Source organism: Mesorhizobium sp. M0598 (genome assembly GCF_040320865.1).
Taxonomy (GTDB): Bacteria; Pseudomonadota; Alphaproteobacteria; order Rhizobiales; family Rhizobiaceae; genus Mesorhizobium.
In genome coordinates this window covers 60,032-74,792 of record NZ_JAMYQL010000007.1, presented here as the reverse complement: position 1 = coordinate 74,792, position 14,761 = coordinate 60,032, and the positions used below count along the sequence as shown (strand labels likewise).

Here is a 14,761-nt window from a genome sequence, read left to right as displayed (position 1 = left end):
AGCATCCCGAGAGACTACAGGAGCGGGGATGAACCCCTCCGTAGTGCCACTGTTCACCCTATTCACTTTCGAGGTCCCCAAAGGTGACGACGTGGATGGGCTCGATGATTTCCAACATCTTGTCCTGCAGGTCAGCGATGCTTCCATCATTGGTGACCACATGGTTCACCCAGTCGCTGCTGATGCCGGACTCCGAGGCGTGGCTGGAGGTGCCCCTTCTGTAGACCTTGGGGTGCAGCCGAACGACTTCACCACCGGCAGACATGACCGCCTCGGCCTCGTTCTCGAACCGGCAATCGTCGGTGACCACCGGCCCCTCGACGCTGTCGACCTTGCGCTCCCAGCTCCTGATCCAGAAGTCGTCGCTCATCAGTCCACGGCCCCATTCGGAACCCAGGGTCTGCATTGCGTGGCGCGGCGTGGCACCGTTTAGGTACGGGTCAGGGACTTCCTTGAGGTCACCCTCGATCCGGCGCTCGATCTGCTCGGGATCATCCAGGCCAACGCTCACGTAGAATGCTCGGAGCATTGCCTTGAGCGGGCCTGAGAACTTCACTGTCTGGTAGCCGTGGGCCTCCACGAGATACCGGCCAGCTTCCGACTTGCCGGACCCCGCAGGACCCGACAAGGCGATGACTTTAGATGCCATCAGTTGATTGCGCCGAGAGCCCTAAGGACCGCGACGGTGAGCTTGGCTTCCGTGTGCAGGATGTAGGTGCCGCCAGCCTTGAGCCACGCGGCCCGATTGACAGCGCGGTCGTCGACGAGGATGTCACCCGGCTTGCAGTAGAGCGGCTTGTCGCTGGTCTCACATGTGATGACCTTGACATCCGGGTCGAGGTGCTTCGCGCACCACAGGCGCTTCTGCTCGTCAACGTCGGTGGCATCCTTCTTGGGCAGCGCAGTCAGGATGACAGGCTTAGTGCTGGCCACGGCGTCCCACAGGACGTAGGCATCTTCCTTCGGTTCCATGTACTCGAAGAACTTCTTGTGCTGGTTCAGCTTGTCCCAGAACGCCTTCGCGCCATGGATGAACTCCCACTTGTAGATGTTGTCGGTGCCGAGGATGCGGCCGGCGCGCTGGTCGAAGTCAGCGAGAACGCCGTCGAGGTCGAGGTAGATCGTGGGCTTCACGGCGTCCATAAGATCGGTTCCTTCTTGACATGGTCGTAGTCGTCGTTGCGGAGGATGCGGGCGAGGCGGGCTTGCAGCAGGGCGTCGTCGAAGGTCAGGCCGGCTCTCTCGAACTGGCTGACCACGGCTTCCCATTGGGTTGCCTTCTCGACGGTGCGCCACTTCAGCTCGGTCTCGCCTTTGCGTTTCCCGGTGGTGAACTCATGGGTGTATTGCTCCCACCCAAGGTTCTCGTTCAGGGCAGCCAGGGCAGTGACAGGGCCGAGGCCGGGGCAGCCGGGATAGCCGTCCGTGGTGTCACCGGTCAGGGTCTGGAAGAGCCAGTTCTTGTCGGCCTCCTCGCGGCTGATCTTGGTGATCTCGCCGTTTTGGTAGAGCAGGCCTGGGATGGTCTTCATGTCCTTGTCGGCCGAGCAGATGATCTTCTCGCCCTTGATCAGCCGAGGGTTGGTGGCCAGGATGCCCATGACATCGTCGGCCTCGATCCCGGGCTTGAACTTCGCGCCCTTCTCTTCGATCAGCCAGCGCTTGACTTCGTTGGTTCCGACCGGCTTGCGTGACCGTCCGTGCTTGTATGCAGGGTAGATGTCGTGACGGAAGACCGAGCCCTTCGACAGGGTGATGACCGACGCATCGGCCTTCAGGTCTTTCTCCATGCGGGCGACAGTCGCCATGATGGTTGCTTTGACTTCACCCACGTCACAGGTGAGCGTCCAGACGTCGTCGCCCCAGTCGGTCTCGACCTCCAGGGCAGCTCCGGTTGACACGACGAGGATGTCCCCGTCGATCAGAAGTGTTCTCAAATGGTCTCCTCGGTGAGCTTGAGTGGGACGATGGTGAAGTCAGCTGGGAAGTGTTCCGGCCATTGTGCAGCGAGCCTCTGCCGCTGCCTTATGGAGGCCCTAGCGTTCTTCTCGGAGGTGTACAGGACAGCCTTGGACGGCTCGTCGGTCTCTATGGGTGAGCTGACGAATGCCATTAGGCGTCCGGTGGCGGTGTTGCGGAGGGCGTACAGCATCAGAGGAACAGCCGCGTCTTCAGCCCGACCTTCTCGGACGTGGCGTTGAACTTGTCGGCCACGGCCTTGTCGAGGTTGATGCCCACATCCATGGCGATCAGATCGCAGCAGATGATGACGTCAGCCAGCTCCTCAGCCAGATGCTCTAAGGTGTCTCGGGAACCCTTTAGGCCGAGGCGGGCGCGCTCCAGCTTCTTGAGGACGTTGCAGGCTTCGCCCACTTCGCCGGCCAGCTCGTTTCCACGAAAGGACAGGCTGAGGGGTGGTGTGCCGTCGAGCCACTCGATATTCCGAGCGACGTTGGCAGATCGGAGCGATAGGTGAACTTGGACGCTCACTCGCCGACGATCCCGTACTTGTCAGCCATCAGCTTGGCCATCGCCTTCCGGTCGATCTCCCGAAGACTGCCTGCGATGGAGCCCCCGTAACATGCCGGCCGCATCGTCAGGATGTAGCTCGAACCATTCGGTGCCGGGGATGCGATAGCCATCCAGCAGCTCGTGAAGAATTGCCTCAGCTTGCTTGCGATCATTGAATATCCTCGTTTCGTGGAAGCGATACGCCCGGTCTGGGTCGTTCGTGTTCATCTGCTGAAGGCGGTTCTTTAGGTCCTTCGCGAGGCCGACCTTGCACCGCCCCGGCCACGCTGCATTGACTGCGACGTAGACGTGACCGGGAGTGTTCTGGCTGGCTTTAGTGTGTCTCCGCCCAGTTCTGGCCGTACGAAGAGTTGCCGGCGAGGTGGCAGCGGAACTTGTAATATTCACCAGCGAGGCGGATTGCTTCAGCAGCAGTCTTTCCCACCAGCTCGGCCTTATCTTCATCGACCTCGATCTGCCATTCATCATGGACATTTGCGACGAACTCGTAGTGAACGCCGGGGACAAGCCCGAGGGCCTGTAGGTTGTTGTCAAGGATCACCAAAGCCCGCTTCATCTGGATCGCGCCGGCAGACTGCAGGAGCGTGTTGAGGCAGGAGTGAGGTGACCGTACGGAGAGGATGCGACCGTCGAGACCCTTGAGCTGCTTGGTGGCGAGGCACTTAGCCTGACCGCTGAGATCAGCTTGTTGAGCGCCGGCAGCGCCGCGAGGAACTTGGCCCGCGAGAGCTTACCGACCGACATCTGCTTGGACGGAGCGGCACCCAGGATGGCACCCAGGTTGGCGTCACCGGAACCGTAGATGAAGGCATAGAACCAAGTCTTGGCTTGCTCACGCGTACACCCAAGCGCCGCAGCGTTGAGGGTGTGCATGTCTGTGCCGTTGGCCTTGTTGCCTTCGAGGACGGTCTTTATGTACGCGCCACCATCGTAGGCAGCCATGTATCCGGCGAGGTCTCGCAGCTCCAATGCATCGGCGTCACAGCCGACCAGCACCTTGCCCTTGGACACGGTGAACAGCTCGCGACATTCCCGACCGTAGGGCATCAACTCGCCGGTCTTCTTGTCGTGGATGCCTGGGACCTGACCGATGTTCGGCTTGCTGTGGGTCATGCGGCCGGTGACCGCGCCATTGGTGCTGATGCGCCCATGGATGCGACCGTTGCGGACGTGACGGAGCCAGCCTTCCTTGCCGTCCGAGAGCTGGCCAATTCGCTTCTGAACCATCAGGTAGCGGGTGAGCAGCTTCGCCTCGGGCCAGGGCAGGGCCTGCAGGGTCTCGTCGTCAACCTTGGGGCTGCCGTCCTTGGTGAACTCCGAGGGCTTCCACCCGTAGAGCAGCTTCAGGCGGTCAGCGATGTCATCTCTCGAGCCGGGGTTGAACGGCATGAGCTTGACGTCGGTGTAGAGGTCGCCGGCTCCCCACTGGCACTGGACGTAGATCGGCTTCTTCTCGCCGGTCTTCTTGACGATCTTGAAGTCGCCCTTCTTGTCCCGCTCGTAGCCGAGGATGGGGTGCTGCTTCTGGACCATCGTGCGGTCGAAGGTCGAGGAGCGCTGGCCCTTGTTCCGATACCAGGGCTTGAAGACCAGAGCTAACTCACGCTCAAGGTCGGCCTTAGCCTGGGCCAAGATGCCGTAGAGGACAGCGGCCTTTGCCTCGTCGAACGCGAAGCCGTACTTCTCCTGCCGGCTGACGATCCTGCGAACGTCATGCTCAAGATTCCAGCTCTCTTCCGAGAAGCCTTTGCCCAGGCAGCGAGCCCAAAATTCCGCGGTGACCTCGACGTCCTGAACGCAGTAGTCCTGCATTTCCTGGGACCATGTGCCCCACGTGGGCGACCAGGGCTTCACCTTCGAGACCGAGGGCCTTGCCTTCTGCCTTCTTGATCGCCCCGTAGTCGCCCTTCCACTTGCCCAGGCGTTGGCCCCAGGCTTCGAGGGAGTGGCGGCCGAACATGAAGGGCTCAATCCACTTGAGACCCTTGCGCTTCTGCATGTCGGAACGCCGGAAGTCGGCATCTGTCAGGTCGGCCCAGATGAGGCGCGACAGGATCAGGGTGTCCCGAACGGTGCCCCGAGGTTTGAAGTCGGGGTGCAGCTTCTGGATGGCTGGGATGTCGAACTCTTGGATGTTGTGTCCGACGATAGTGTCGGCATCCATGAGCAGGCGCAGGCCGAACTCGACTGGGAACATCGAACCCGGCTGGTCGCTGCATGACCAGATGGTTCCGGTCTCGTACTCTTTGATGACCAGTGAGTGGATCACTGTCATCTCTGGGATCAGTCCGTTCGTCTCGATATCGAAGACGAGGGTCTGAAGACCCATCAGGCAGTCAGAGCCGCGACGGCGGTGCCGAGGGCCTTGTCGAGCTGCTTGTTCTCGTCCTGAAGGACCCTGATCTGGTCCCTGAGGTTGTCGGCGTTCATGGCGCTGGAGGCGAAGTGATCGCGGCTGCGTTCGACTTCCTTCAGGCGGTTGTAGAGCTGACGCTTCTCTTCCTTCTCAGCGAGCAGGAGGGTCGTCAGGTTGAGGATTGATTGGGACATCGTGGCAGACCTCTTGAATTGCGCACACGATCTCCCTCCACTTGTCAGCGAACAGGTGGACCGTGGCAGTTCTGAACTTGAGGGTGAGTTGGTTCCCCCGGCGCGAGATCGTCACGTCCGAGGGATAGGTATCGTTGGTGTGGTCGTTCAAAACGGAAGGCTGTCGTCTGCCGCCGTCTCATCCACGAAGCCGGTCTTCTCGGCGAACGGATCATCTTCACGCACGAACAGCCGGCCGGTCTCAGCGTCGAAGCCGAGGTTGATGGTCTTGCCGGTGGATCGTCCTGTGTAGCGATCCTTGAGGATGCGAAAGACAGTGGTTGTGGCGATAATCGGATCTTCGTTCTGCTGGTCTCGTTCGAGGCCGAACATGAAGAAGGACCAGAAGCCGATTGCTCGGGAGCCCTTGAAGTGCCTGATCATGACTCGCCCGCCTTCTTCGTGGGGCTTGCCGTCTGGTGTGGTCAGGTGGGAGACGAAGTGGATGATGATGCCCAGCTCATTGGCGAGCCCGGCCATTTCCTTCATGATCTGCTCCAGGCTGCCACGCTCGTCGCCTGTGTCGGCCATAGCCGTCAGGTGGTCGATGTAGATCAGCTTGAGGCCCAGGGTGACCGCCATGTAGCGGACGTGACCCTTGACGATGTCCCAGTCGGTCTGGCCGAAGTTGTCGTAGAAGAACAGCTTGCCATCCAGCTCGGTCGCGGCGCGGACGAGTTCTTCCTCGGTCCACCCTGCGTCGGGCACATGGAACATCCGACCCGCCAGCTTCCCGGCGACCCGCTTGGCGGTCTCGACAGGCTTCTGTTCGAGGAAGATCGCGCCGACATTCATCTGGAGGTCAGTGATGTCGAAGGCGATCTGCTGCATCAGGAAGTCGGTCTTGCCGATGCCCGTGCCGGCTCCGAAGCCGTAGACCTCGCCCATGCGCCGCCCGTAGGTGTGCTGGGTCAGCTCCTCAATGCACCACTTCAGGCCCCACTCGACCGGCTTCATCAGGTCGCCCATGATGTCGCTGACGCCTACGATGCCGTCCGGTCGGTAGACCTTGGCACCCCAGATCGCGTCGATGGTTTCCTTGATGCGACCCTCCATGAGCATCGCATTGGCGTCCTTGAGGGGCAGTGTGGCGACCTTGAGCTTGCCTGGGGTGAACCCGATCTGGCAGCACTCGGCCGTAGCCTTCTGGCCTGCGTCGTCCTGATCGAACATGAGGATGATCTCCTCGTAGTTCTCCAGCCACGCGAGGTTCTTCTTCAGCGCCCTGGCAGCGCCGTCACAGCCGTTGGGGATCGACACGACAGGCCACTTGTGACCCTGCATCTGGCTGACTGATATCGCGTCCAGCTCGCCTTCGGTGATGACGATTTTCTTGCCACCGTCCCGCCAGAGCCACATGCCGTACAGGCACATGTCTTCCTTGAGACCCTTGGACCTGAAGTCCTTGCCGGCGAACCTGATCTTCTGCCACACGAGTTGCTGTGCGGCGTTGCGGTAGTTGAACAGACGGACGGGGTCGCCGTTGAGCGTCGAGCGGGTGAAGCCCCACTTCTGCGCGCTCTCCAGGTTGATGCCACGGCTCTGCCAATCTGATGGTTCCCCGAGAGCAACAAAGTCCGTCGTCCGCTGCTCCGATGGAGCCTCGGTCTGTGTTTCCAATTCATGTTCTCCGGGTTCGTAGTGCCGACAGCCAAAGCAGTACGCGTGGCCGTCCGTGTATCGGGCTAGGTTGTCCTTCGAGCCGCACTTTGGGCACGGCTCTTTGCGAAGGAACTCGCTCTCGGTTTCGTGCATCAGGCGGTCTGGCGGAAGCTCACGCCTTCGCTGTAGTAGCCGTTGGAGCTACCGAACCATTTGATGTCGACGTGGCCCTTGATGGTGGCGAACTTGTAGAAGGTCCAAGTGAAGCTCTCGGCGTAGTTCTTGGCCTCGAACTCCTCGTCGTCACTGGACACTTCCTCAGCAACCAGAATGGGGTTGCCGACGAGGCTCTGAAGATCGCCCACGACATCGTCGATGGTCACGTTCTCGCAGCAGTCCTGCTCGTGGAACATCACGAACCGGCGACCGTCGTTGGTCTCGAAGGTGATCTCTTCGTCGCCATCCTGATGGACGCGCGAAAGGGTCGCTCCGAGCATGTCGGAGACGTTGGCATATCGGTTGACCACAAGGGCCTCCTATCCGTTGAAGGGGGTGTTCTGGTGCTGCTGGAGCTGGAACTTGACCATCAGCGGCGAGATCAGGGACTTGCCCTGCTGCCGCCCGGTCACGATGAAGGCCTTGCCGTAGAGGGCGAGGTCGCGCATGAAGCGCTGCTCGAAGGTCAACCGACCTCCTCGACCTTGATGTTGTTGGCGATCATGGTGAGGCGGGTGCTGGCGAGCAGGGTCTGATGGCCGATGAAGCGCATCATGTTGGCCAGCTCGTCGATGTTGAGGACGTTGGGCTCGACGGCGGCGAACTGAGTGATGTTGTCGGCGAGAGACTTGTCCATCATCTCGCGGATCGTGGTCATCAGACCGTCAGTGGCCTCGTCAGCCAGCTCGAAGGTGGACTTCGCTTTGGCCATCAGACGGACACCTTCACGAGGATGTCGTGATAGTACCAAGCGGTGCATTCCACGCCGTTGACCTTGGTGGGCCGGCAGTGGAACTCGATGGTTGAGACGGTCATCATCTCGTAGTGCATCGGGTGGTTGGGCGAGTGGCGATAGAGGTAGTCGAGGTCAGGTTGGATGGCCATGCGAACGACCGGGCCGTCGCGCGGGTTGCGCTTGGTGCTGGGTAGACGTTCGACATACCGCTGGAGATCGCTCAGGGAGATTGAGGCGCGCATCTTGTCTTCCTTGAATGAGGGGAGGTTGGGGACCCCCGAAGGAGCCCCCCGAGGCGTCAGAGCGAGCTGATGCCGGCAGCGATGATCGAGGCGACCGAGGCCAACCATGAGACGACCGCGAAGAACGTGGCGACACGGAAGGTGCGGACGGACTGGATGACCCCGGCAGCGCCCATCATGTTGACCACGTAGGCAACCGAGAGGGCGATGAGGCCGGCGATCACACCGAAGGCCGAGCCGTTAGCCGCCGACAGGGCAATGGCCACGACGACGACGACGATGCCTACGAGCAGGGTGAAGAACTGGTCGATGGTGCGGCCCGACATCAGAGCCAGCCCAGGATTGCGCCGAGGAAGCCCACCGGGATGCCGATGATGCGGATGATGCCGCTCGTCGTCAGGGGAGCGTCGGACGAGAACAGGTGGATCACGTCGATCAGGTTGACGACCCAGCCATAGATGAAGGCGACAATGAGAGCGATCTGGAAGAGTGCTGCGGCCTTCATGATCATGCCACCAGCTTGGTGAAGCGCTTCGCGATCTTGGCGGCTTCGTCACGGGCCACGTAGGCCTCGCCCTGGAGCTGTTCCAGAACTTCGATGCGGGCTTCGATCAGAAGGGCCTTGCGGTCCTCGTAGGCGACCACGGCGTTGAGCTGGTCGATGGCCTTGGTGACGCCGGCAATGGCCTTGGCGGTCGAGGGACGCACTGCGCCCATGATGAGGTTCAGAAGGTTCTTCATTTGGTGGCTTTCGCTTTCTTTGGAGTGGCCGTTTTGAGGATGGTTGAATTGGCTTCCGAGCGCCCAGGAGTCGGGGCTTCGTCGATCCAGCATTGGGGGATGGACTTGTCGGCGTATTGGAAGCCGTGGGTGTCGCACCACATGGCGTAGGTGGTGGACGACTGCTTGGAGATGCGGGTGGCAGATCGGGAGAACACGAGCCGGATGTCGAGGCCGGGGTGCTGCTTCTTAATGTGCAGATGCTTCTGCCGGTCGGCCGTAACGAACTGGCCTTTGGTCTCTACGATGATGCCGTTGTCGAGGAGGAAGTCGGGGGTGTATTTCGCCTCCCGAGCGGGCACCTCATAGGTGATCTTGTGGGCCTCGTAGGTGTAGGTGATGCCGAGGGAGTTGAGGTCCCCCGACACCTTGTCTTCGAGCCCAGATCGGAAACCCTTGGCGATGGCGGCTTGCCGCACAGAGGGCTTCCAGCGTGGGTTGGCCAACGCTTAGAAGTCGCTTTCGCCGGCCGACGAACCGCCAGTCTCGGTGCCGCCGTCGCTGTCGTCCGAGGTCTCTTCGTTCTCGCTCTCGTCGTACTCGAAGCCGCCTTCTTCCTCGCCGAAGCCGTGGGAAGCGCCGGAGCGGGAGCCGTTGGAGACGAGGTCGATGAGCTGGACGCCTTCAAGCATCAGCTTCAGGCCACCGGCTGCAGTGCCAGGGATGAAGTAGCCGTCGCCGACTGCGAACGAAATCTTGCCTTCGGTGCCGCCCCAGATGTTCGGGAACTTGAAGACCGGGTTGCCGGCCTTGTCCTTCACCTGATGGCCATTCTGCATGACCTTGGTGCCTTTGATCTTCTGGCCCTTGGCGTCATAGAGATCGGGGCGCGACGACCAGAGCTTGCCAGCGCGCGGGCCATTCTTGACTTCGCCCGAGGCCTTCTTGGCCATCTTGAAGGCGACGTTGCCGGTGTCTTCCTCGGTTTCCTTGTCGAAGACCGTCTCGAACAGAGCATTCATCGCAGGGCCGGTGACGCCCTTCTTCTTGAACTTCTCGCGGGTGCCCTTGTCCAGCTCGGCGAATGCCTTCTCGGCGTTGCGGGTGGCAGCCTCGAACAGTTCGTTGAGCGACGGCTTGCCGCCGAACTTGGTGTCACAGAACGTCTCGGCGTCAGCCAGGGACATCATGACCTTGGTCGAGTATTCGCCATCCGGCTTCGGGAACTTCTCGTTGCCGTAGTCCGGTTCGCTGAGCTTCGGGTAGACGAAGATGACGCGAGGGGTGGTGAACTTCTGGTATTCAGTACGTGCTTCTTTTGCCATGTGCGGAGTAGGTCCTTTATGGGAGGTAATTAGACGAGATGACGGCGTTCAAGGGACGAGACGTCGAACCCTTGATTGGTGAGCTTGGCCCAGAGATCGACTGGGATGGGGTAGCCGCGCCTCCAAGTGAGGATGGCGGCGTGGAGGGCTGGTGTCGGGCGGATCATGCTTCCGCCTTCAGGACCAGATCGAAGGACTTCTCGAAGGAGGAGGTGATCTTGGTGACCTGGGCGTCGATGCCGAGGGTGCCCTTCACGTAGTCGGTGAGGAGCTGGAGGATGGCCTCCGGGGCGACCTTGACCGACTTGATGGGAGCCTGCTTGTTGACCTTCTTGGTGGGTGCGATGTCGTCCATGATGATGAAGTCAGCGCGCCGGCCAGTGATGGGATAGAAGGGGCCAGAATGGCGGGCCTCGAACGCTGCCTTCTTGGCGCGGTCGAACGCTGCCTGATCCCGCAGATACTGCTTGGGGACGACGACGAAGTTGTCAGCATTGAGGGAGCAGCGCTGGGTGCCGATCTTGATGTTGAAGGCGTAGGTCCCGGAGTTGTGGCCGGTGATCTCGCCGACCATGCCGGTCTTGATCCACCAGTAGGAGGGGACGTCGGTGACCATGATGCTGTCGCCGACCTGGGGAGCGGCTGGTGCTGCCTTGACCAGCGTGAAGTATTGAACGAGGCTGGACGCTTGGCCTTTGGCGAAACCCTCGACCTCGATCATGTCCCTGACCTGTCGGACAACGGTCCATTCAGAGCCAACGAGCATCTTCTGGCCAGCGTCGGTGTTGCCGTACGTGATCCGACGGACGCGGTCGCCTTTGTTGAACTTCTTCATGCGATTTCTCCCTTGAGGTATGCGGTGATGGCGCGGAACTCGGCTCGCTTGCCGTCATCGCCGTTGATGAGGTTCTTGGTCGCAGCGAAGGCTTCCTGAGCAGGAATGCCGAGATGAGCTGCCAGTTCGAGGAAGACCGCCGCCGCGCCCATGATCTGGATTTCGGGGCGGAAGTCCTGCAGTCGGTCGAGGACCGTGAGGGAGGCCATTGCCACTTCGCGTGGGCCGGCCATGTTCAGAACGTCGCGGTTAAGCCGGGGCATGTGGGCCTCCTGTCATGGCTCGGGTGATGAGGATGAGGACGATGGCGAGCAGCACTGCTGAGGTGATGCTCATGCGCGGCGCTCGCGGTGGATCGCCTTGCGCTGTTCCTTCTTGCCGAAGTAGCCGTCAGCCTTGAGGCTTTCGATCAGGGTTCGGCGAACCTCGTAGCGCTCCGTCTTCGAAGCTGCTGCAAGGTCGATGGTCACAGAGCCGACGCTTATGTCGTGGCCGGCTGCGCCCATCCTTAGGGTTATATTCCTGCTCATAATGTTCCTTTCGGTTTCGTAGGGCCACTGTTCACCCTAACCTCCGGTTTGTCAGTCGCTCCGTTTGCGGAGACGATTAGGCGAAGAAGAAGTCGCTGTTCATGATCTGCCAGAGGTTTAGGTCTCCTGTTTGTGGAAGTTCGGGAAGCTCGTCGATTAGTGACGGGCCAAGGTTCTCGACCAGCTCATCACGAAAGTGGGTGAGGGGACTGGTCTCATACATGCGGACGAAGACCTCGCGGAGCTTCGTCGCCAGTTTGGTTGTGTTGCAGGCGTGGGTGCCGTAGCTGTCGTGGATCATGGCGAAAGACTTGATGCCATCGCCGGCCAGTGCATCGACCGTGAGGATCATGGCCGAGGCGTCTAGGCTGTGGACGAAGTTGGGGCTGATCGAGGTGGCCTGCTTCGCTCGGTTGATGTCGTCCGTCTCCTCGTGGTTGAGGAGCTGGAGTATCGAGCCGCTGATCTTCGTCTTGATCAGGCGGTGACGGGTGTCCATGTAGCTCTGGTAACCGACGAAGCCTGAGGGTGTCGTCCAGTGGACCGGGAGGTTCTTCTTGGCGATGATCCTCGCGACCTGTTGAAGCCACGCCATGGCCTCTTTGGCCGCGATGACAACGTCACCGATGCTGGACCAGATGATGCTGGACAAGAACCCAATGGCCCGAGGGAGGTCGTCCCCCAGGTTGTGTTCCTGGCCGGCATCGATCCTCTTCTTGATCTCCAGCTCGACGTACTTGACGCACGACCTAGGGGTTCCACCGTAGGGCAGAACCATGACCGGCCGCTTGGTGGTGCTTCTGTCGATCCCGAAGTGAAGCCACTCGTGAGCCCAACGTCGGCGCTCAGCCTCGGTCGGTCCACGCTTCTTCTTGTCGTCTGGGTCAGGTGTCTCCTCAATCGGAAGGTCTCCGGTTGCGGAGGCAATACGGCGCAGTGAGGCTGTCGCTTCCTGGGCGACAACAGCATAGATGTCCTGCGGCTCGTCGGATGGGATCAGGTTGACGGCTGCGCCACCAACACTGTCGAGTAGCATGGCCGAGAAGTGCTGGAGCCCGTTGCAGGACCCGTCGAGAGCGATGGGCAGGCGGTTCCGGTAGGTCGACTGGTTGGTGAGCATCTCCCGATACTCGAAGCAGAACGCGAGGAAGCACCACGGCTTGTCGGCCTCGGTCCACCACAGGTTCGCGAATGGGTCTTTGGCACAGTCACAGATCGCCCTGCCATTGTCGTTGACCCACTTGACGCGGTCGTCGAACTTGACCTTGTCGATGCCGAAGACGTTGGCACCGTGGATCATGAGCCAGCGCGGCCCATCTTCCTCGCCAAGCGGGAGACCCTCGTCGAACATGATGAGACCTTTGACGTTATCAGGTCCCTGTGGGTTGAGCCCGAGCGGGACCGGATAGGCGCGGCCACGGAAGTCGAGGTTGTGCGGGAAGAACAGCGGATCACCCTTGAACTTCTCGGCCAGTTCGATGAGCTGTTCTTGGGCGAGCCGATCCTGGGCGCGCTGGAGGTTGGCCTTGTAGACGTCCCGAGCCTTCCACTTCCATTCGCGGAGGATGGTGGGGTCGGTGTCAATGCCTTCAGGACGCTCAGGCATGTCGATGTCGCGCCTGGGGATGAGCCCTGCCACGTCTGAGCCGGCCGCGATGAACTGCTTCATCACGTCGAGGATGCGGTCGTTGATTGCCCAGCCCGTCTTCTGGATGGCGTTCAGGCCACCGTAGACGGCCCCCAGGTGTGCTTCCTTGAGCAAGGTAATCTGCCCAGGTCGAGCCCGACGAACGAGCTGGAGCGGGCGCACTGCCTCGGTATGGTAGCCGCCACCTGAGAGGCTGTCCCAATCCTTCGGCGGGATCACGGTAGGCATGTAGTAGGGCTGCAGCAGCTCACCCTTCATGATGGACTTGCTGATCCAGTCGGTGACCTTGGGCGTCATCGAGACCAGGTACTGCTCGCGGTAGGGTCCGCTGAAGGTGGCCTGTGTTAGCTCGATGGAGGCGAGGCCGGTCTGCTCACAGAAGACCTCGACCAGCTTGGAGCCGAGGAGGATCATTTCCTGCTTCGACCAGCGGTCCCAAGGGATGTCGTACTTGCCCATGGAATAGTTTAGGACCACCCGCTTGTGCTGCTCGGTAGCTCCGTCGTCGGACAGTCCCTTGGTGATCTTGGCGAACAGCTTTGGGTTCTGCTTGGCGAACTCCTCGAACCGGGCCTCGCCCTCGACCGCGATGGCCACGAGCCGAGCGACCCCGATCAGAGTGGCCGAGCTGCGGTGCATGAGGCGGCTGAGGATTGCCCGGGCGGCGAGGTAGGCGACAACCTGGGGGTCCATGTGACGGATCAGCCTAGCGGCCACCGCCTTGGGGCCAGGACGGCCGGCGTAGACGTCATCCACGAAGGTGCGGATAGCGGTCGACATAGGGCCGATGACCTGCTGCATGAGGTGGGTGCCGGTCTTGATCTCGGAGCCACGCTCAGCCTCCACTTCCTTCTTAACGTAGGAGTGGTAGCGCGCTGTGCCGAGGCCGGTCATTTCGATCTCCAGCTCGGCTTGGCGGATCGACGGGTTCAGTGAGACGTGCGCGTTCAATAGCTTCTCCTAATATGGCTGCGGCCAACGTTCGGGCAGCCCGCTCGGCGGCGGGTGCATCCATCATGAGTTGGTAGAGGATCAGCTTCACGTCCCGGTAGGGCAGGCCGCTGATCTTTGCGAGGACGTGGACGCCCTTCCTGTTCTCGGCCATCAGGCAGCCACCGCAGGGAACACTACGCCGCGCAGGACGCGGGAGACGTGAGCTTGATCGATCCTGAAGATGGCGCTCATGTCGCGCTGGCGGGCCTCAGGGTGGTTCTGCTTGTGGGACCTAATCATCGTGGCCAGCTCCTGCGTCAGCCTCACGTTGTTGGTCCTGCTGCGTGGTGCCCGAGGAAGCATTGGGTTCGGCGTCAGGAAGTCAGCCAGGATGCCACGCAGGCGTTGGGACCATTCTGGGTGAAGGCCATACTCCCTCATGTCACGGGCTAGGACGTCGATGGCCTCACGGGCGTGTTTGATTTTGCTCACGGTTTGTTCTCCTGCTATGTCACCATGCCACAACTTCCGTGCCACAAGAGCGCTGGGTCACCAAATCTACTCCGCAAACGGAGACGACCGGCTCAGGGCTCGAAAGCAGGGCTGAACGGCATGAATTACAAGGGTTTTGGGGGGTAGCTCCGGTAGCGGATTTGCTTAGGGGTGGAACCTAAATCCAGGGCGTCTACCAATTCCGCCACATCCGCATTGCCCGGCCAATCCCATGTAGCCATCATTCTGTCAATGTCAGAGCCCACATCGGCATCATTGGCCGGAATGCAAAGATGGTTGAAAATCGGCCGCGCCTGTGACAAAAGGCGTGTCGAATGTGACGGGACGCGACGATCCGCTT

General features: G+C 60.8%; 25 protein-coding genes and 1 pseudogene. All 26 read right to left on the bottom strand.

The window, feature by feature from the left end; genetic code table 11:
- Nucleotides 1-58: 58 nt before the first annotated feature.
- The 26 genes and pseudogenes from NKI59_RS11850 to NKI59_RS11725 all read right to left on the bottom strand — a co-directional run bounded on the left by NKI59_RS11850 (nt 59) and on the right by NKI59_RS11725 (nt 14,400).
- The gene (locus NKI59_RS11850; protein ID WP_352704361.1) at nt 59-649 is read right to left on the bottom strand and encodes a deoxynucleotide monophosphate kinase family protein; all 591 of its coding nucleotides are present in this window, start codon (nt 647-649) and stop codon (nt 59-61) included.
- Nucleotides 649-1,143, bottom strand: a complete 495-nt coding sequence (locus NKI59_RS11845; RefSeq protein WP_352704359.1) for a hypothetical protein — start codon at nt 1,141-1,143, stop codon at nt 649-651. The genes NKI59_RS11850 and NKI59_RS11845 overlap by 1 nt, the downstream gene beginning before the upstream one ends.
- Nucleotides 1,131-1,937 carry a hypothetical protein gene (locus NKI59_RS11840; RefSeq protein ID WP_352704357.1) on the bottom strand — a complete coding sequence of 269 codons (807 nt, stop codon included), beginning with the start codon at nt 1,935-1,937 and terminating at the stop codon, nt 1,131-1,133. The genes NKI59_RS11845 and NKI59_RS11840 overlap by 13 nt, the downstream gene beginning before the upstream one ends.
- A complete protein-coding gene (locus NKI59_RS11835; RefSeq protein ID WP_352704355.1) occupies nt 1,934-2,152 on the bottom strand; it encodes a hypothetical protein in 219 nt (72 codons plus the stop codon). Before NKI59_RS11835 ends, NKI59_RS11840 begins: the two co-directional genes overlap by 4 nt.
- On the bottom strand, nt 2,152-2,490 hold the full coding sequence (locus tag NKI59_RS11830) for a MazG-like family protein (protein WP_352704353.1): 339 nt from the start codon (nt 2,488-2,490) through the stop codon (nt 2,152-2,154). The genes NKI59_RS11835 and NKI59_RS11830 overlap by 1 nt, the downstream gene beginning before the upstream one ends.
- Nucleotides 2,487-2,642: a hypothetical protein gene (locus NKI59_RS11825; RefSeq protein WP_352704603.1), complete on the bottom strand. Its 156-nt coding sequence runs from the start codon at nt 2,640-2,642 to the stop codon at nt 2,487-2,489. Before NKI59_RS11825 ends, NKI59_RS11830 begins: the two co-directional genes overlap by 4 nt.
- A pseudogene (locus NKI59_RS11820) lies at nt 2,638-2,919 on the bottom strand (GIY-YIG nuclease family protein); the annotation flags it as partial. The gene NKI59_RS11825 and the pseudogene NKI59_RS11820, both read right to left, overlap by 5 nt.
- Nucleotides 2,846-3,088, bottom strand: a complete 243-nt coding sequence (locus tag NKI59_RS11815) for a hypothetical protein (protein WP_352704351.1) — start codon at nt 3,086-3,088, stop codon at nt 2,846-2,848. The gene NKI59_RS11815 and the pseudogene NKI59_RS11820, both read right to left, overlap by 74 nt.
- Complete coding sequence (locus NKI59_RS11810; RefSeq protein ID WP_352704590.1) at nt 3,085-3,921, bottom strand: DNA polymerase; 837 nt, start codon at nt 3,919-3,921, stop codon at nt 3,085-3,087. The genes NKI59_RS11815 and NKI59_RS11810 overlap by 4 nt, the downstream gene beginning before the upstream one ends.
- Nucleotides 3,922-4,249: 328 nt before the next feature.
- A complete protein-coding gene (locus NKI59_RS11805; protein ID WP_352704349.1) occupies nt 4,250-4,861 on the bottom strand; it encodes a ribonuclease H-like domain-containing protein in 612 nt (203 codons plus the stop codon).
- On the bottom strand, nt 4,861-5,082 hold the full coding sequence (locus NKI59_RS11800; RefSeq protein ID WP_352704347.1) for a hypothetical protein: 222 nt from the start codon (nt 5,080-5,082) through the stop codon (nt 4,861-4,863). Before NKI59_RS11800 ends, NKI59_RS11805 begins: the two co-directional genes overlap by 1 nt.
- 147 nt (nt 5,083-5,229) lie before the next feature.
- Nucleotides 5,230-6,741, bottom strand: coding sequence for a toprim domain-containing protein (locus NKI59_RS11795; RefSeq protein ID WP_352704345.1), 1,512 nt, complete (start codon nt 6,739-6,741; stop codon nt 5,230-5,232).
- Nucleotides 6,742-6,875: 134 nt separating this feature from the next.
- Entirely contained in the window at nt 6,876-7,250 is a 375-nt protein-coding gene (locus NKI59_RS11790; RefSeq protein ID WP_352704343.1) for a DUF7448 domain-containing protein, read from the bottom strand.
- Between the two features lie 9 nt (nt 7,251-7,259).
- On the bottom strand, nt 7,260-7,409 hold the full coding sequence (locus NKI59_RS11785; protein ID WP_352704341.1) for a hypothetical protein: 150 nt from the start codon (nt 7,407-7,409) through the stop codon (nt 7,260-7,262).
- The gene (locus tag NKI59_RS11780) at nt 7,406-7,651 is read right to left on the bottom strand and encodes a hypothetical protein (protein WP_352704339.1); all 246 of its coding nucleotides are present in this window, start codon (nt 7,649-7,651) and stop codon (nt 7,406-7,408) included. Before NKI59_RS11780 ends, NKI59_RS11785 begins: the two co-directional genes overlap by 4 nt.
- On the bottom strand, nt 7,651-7,917 hold the full coding sequence (locus NKI59_RS11775; protein ID WP_352704337.1) for a hypothetical protein: 267 nt from the start codon (nt 7,915-7,917) through the stop codon (nt 7,651-7,653). The genes NKI59_RS11780 and NKI59_RS11775 overlap by 1 nt, the downstream gene beginning before the upstream one ends.
- Before the next feature lie 56 nt (nt 7,918-7,973).
- On the bottom strand, nt 7,974-8,243 hold the full coding sequence (locus NKI59_RS11770) for a hypothetical protein (protein WP_352704335.1): 270 nt from the start codon (nt 8,241-8,243) through the stop codon (nt 7,974-7,976).
- Nucleotides 8,243-8,422 carry a hypothetical protein gene (locus NKI59_RS11765; protein ID WP_352704334.1) on the bottom strand — a complete coding sequence of 60 codons (180 nt, stop codon included), beginning with the start codon at nt 8,420-8,422 and terminating at the stop codon, nt 8,243-8,245. The genes NKI59_RS11770 and NKI59_RS11765 overlap by 1 nt, the downstream gene beginning before the upstream one ends.
- A 2-nt stretch (nt 8,423-8,424) precedes the next feature.
- Entirely contained in the window at nt 8,425-8,658 is a 234-nt protein-coding gene (locus tag NKI59_RS11760; protein WP_352704332.1) for a hypothetical protein, read from the bottom strand.
- On the bottom strand, nt 8,655-9,116 hold the full coding sequence (locus tag NKI59_RS11755; RefSeq protein ID WP_352704330.1) for a hypothetical protein: 462 nt from the start codon (nt 9,114-9,116) through the stop codon (nt 8,655-8,657). The genes NKI59_RS11760 and NKI59_RS11755 overlap by 4 nt, the downstream gene beginning before the upstream one ends.
- Before the next feature lie 30 nt (nt 9,117-9,146).
- Entirely contained in the window at nt 9,147-9,962 is an 816-nt protein-coding gene (locus NKI59_RS11750) for a hypothetical protein (RefSeq protein ID WP_352704328.1), read from the bottom strand.
- Nucleotides 9,963-10,125: 163 nt separating this feature from the next.
- The gene (locus NKI59_RS11745) at nt 10,126-10,797 is read right to left on the bottom strand and encodes a hypothetical protein (protein WP_352704326.1); all 672 of its coding nucleotides are present in this window, start codon (nt 10,795-10,797) and stop codon (nt 10,126-10,128) included.
- Nucleotides 10,794-11,060: a hypothetical protein gene (locus NKI59_RS11740; protein ID WP_352704324.1), complete on the bottom strand. Its 267-nt coding sequence runs from the start codon at nt 11,058-11,060 to the stop codon at nt 10,794-10,796. Before NKI59_RS11740 ends, NKI59_RS11745 begins: the two co-directional genes overlap by 4 nt.
- 69 nt (nt 11,061-11,129) lie before the next feature.
- Complete coding sequence (locus NKI59_RS11735; RefSeq protein ID WP_352704322.1) at nt 11,130-11,327, bottom strand: hypothetical protein; 198 nt, start codon at nt 11,325-11,327, stop codon at nt 11,130-11,132.
- Between the two features lie 76 nt (nt 11,328-11,403).
- The gene (locus NKI59_RS11730) at nt 11,404-13,926 is read right to left on the bottom strand and encodes a DNA-directed RNA polymerase (RefSeq protein WP_352704320.1); all 2,523 of its coding nucleotides are present in this window, start codon (nt 13,924-13,926) and stop codon (nt 11,404-11,406) included.
- Between the two features lie 153 nt (nt 13,927-14,079).
- Nucleotides 14,080-14,400 (bottom strand): hypothetical protein, encoded by a 321-nt coding sequence (locus NKI59_RS11725; RefSeq protein ID WP_352704318.1) that lies wholly within the window; start codon nt 14,398-14,400, stop codon nt 14,080-14,082.
- Nucleotides 14,401-14,761 lie beyond the last annotated feature (361 nt).

Coding starts and splice junctions, on each gene's coding strand:
- NKI59_RS11800 (WP_352704347.1), bottom strand. CDS start 5,082: ATGTCCCAATCAATCCTCAACCTGACGACCCTCCTGCTCGCTGAGAAG.
- NKI59_RS11745 (WP_352704326.1), bottom strand. CDS start 10,797: ATGAAGAAGTTCAACAAAGGCGACCGCGTCCGTCGGATCACGTACGGC.
- NKI59_RS11740 (WP_352704324.1), bottom strand. CDS start 11,060: ATGCCCCGGCTTAACCGCGACGTTCTGAACATGGCCGGCCCACGCGAA.
- NKI59_RS11760 (WP_352704332.1), bottom strand. CDS start 8,658: ATGAAGAACCTTCTGAACCTCATCATGGGCGCAGTGCGTCCCTCGACC.
- NKI59_RS11825 (WP_352704603.1), bottom strand. CDS start 2,642: ATGGCTATCGCATCCCCGGCACCGAATGGTTCGAGCTACATCCTGACG.
- NKI59_RS11765 (WP_352704334.1), bottom strand. CDS start 8,422: ATGAAGGCCGCAGCACTCTTCCAGATCGCTCTCATTGTCGCCTTCATC.
- NKI59_RS11735 (WP_352704322.1), bottom strand. CDS start 11,327: ATGAGCAGGAATATAACCCTAAGGATGGGCGCAGCCGGCCACGACATA.
- NKI59_RS11835 (WP_352704355.1), bottom strand. CDS start 2,152: ATGCTGTACGCCCTCCGCAACACCGCCACCGGACGCCTAATGGCATTC.
- NKI59_RS11815 (WP_352704351.1), bottom strand. CDS start 3,088: ATGAAGCGGGCTTTGGTGATCCTTGACAACAACCTACAGGCCCTCGGG.
- NKI59_RS11775 (WP_352704337.1), bottom strand. CDS start 7,917: ATGCGCGCCTCAATCTCCCTGAGCGATCTCCAGCGGTATGTCGAACGT.
- NKI59_RS11845 (WP_352704359.1), bottom strand. CDS start 1,143: ATGGACGCCGTGAAGCCCACGATCTACCTCGACCTCGACGGCGTTCTC.
- NKI59_RS11750 (WP_352704328.1), bottom strand. CDS start 9,962: ATGGCAAAAGAAGCACGTACTGAATACCAGAAGTTCACCACCCCTCGC.
- NKI59_RS11850 (WP_352704361.1), bottom strand. CDS start 649: ATGGCATCTAAAGTCATCGCCTTGTCGGGTCCTGCGGGGTCCGGCAAG.
- NKI59_RS11805 (WP_352704349.1), bottom strand. CDS start 4,861: ATGGGTCTTCAGACCCTCGTCTTCGATATCGAGACGAACGGACTGATC.
- NKI59_RS11770 (WP_352704335.1), bottom strand. CDS start 8,243: ATGTCGGGCCGCACCATCGACCAGTTCTTCACCCTGCTCGTAGGCATC.
- NKI59_RS11810 (WP_352704590.1), bottom strand. CDS start 3,921: ATGCCGTTCAACCCCGGCTCGAGAGATGACATCGCTGACCGCCTGAAG.
- NKI59_RS11780 (WP_352704339.1), bottom strand. CDS start 7,651: ATGGCCAAAGCGAAGTCCACCTTCGAGCTGGCTGACGAGGCCACTGAC.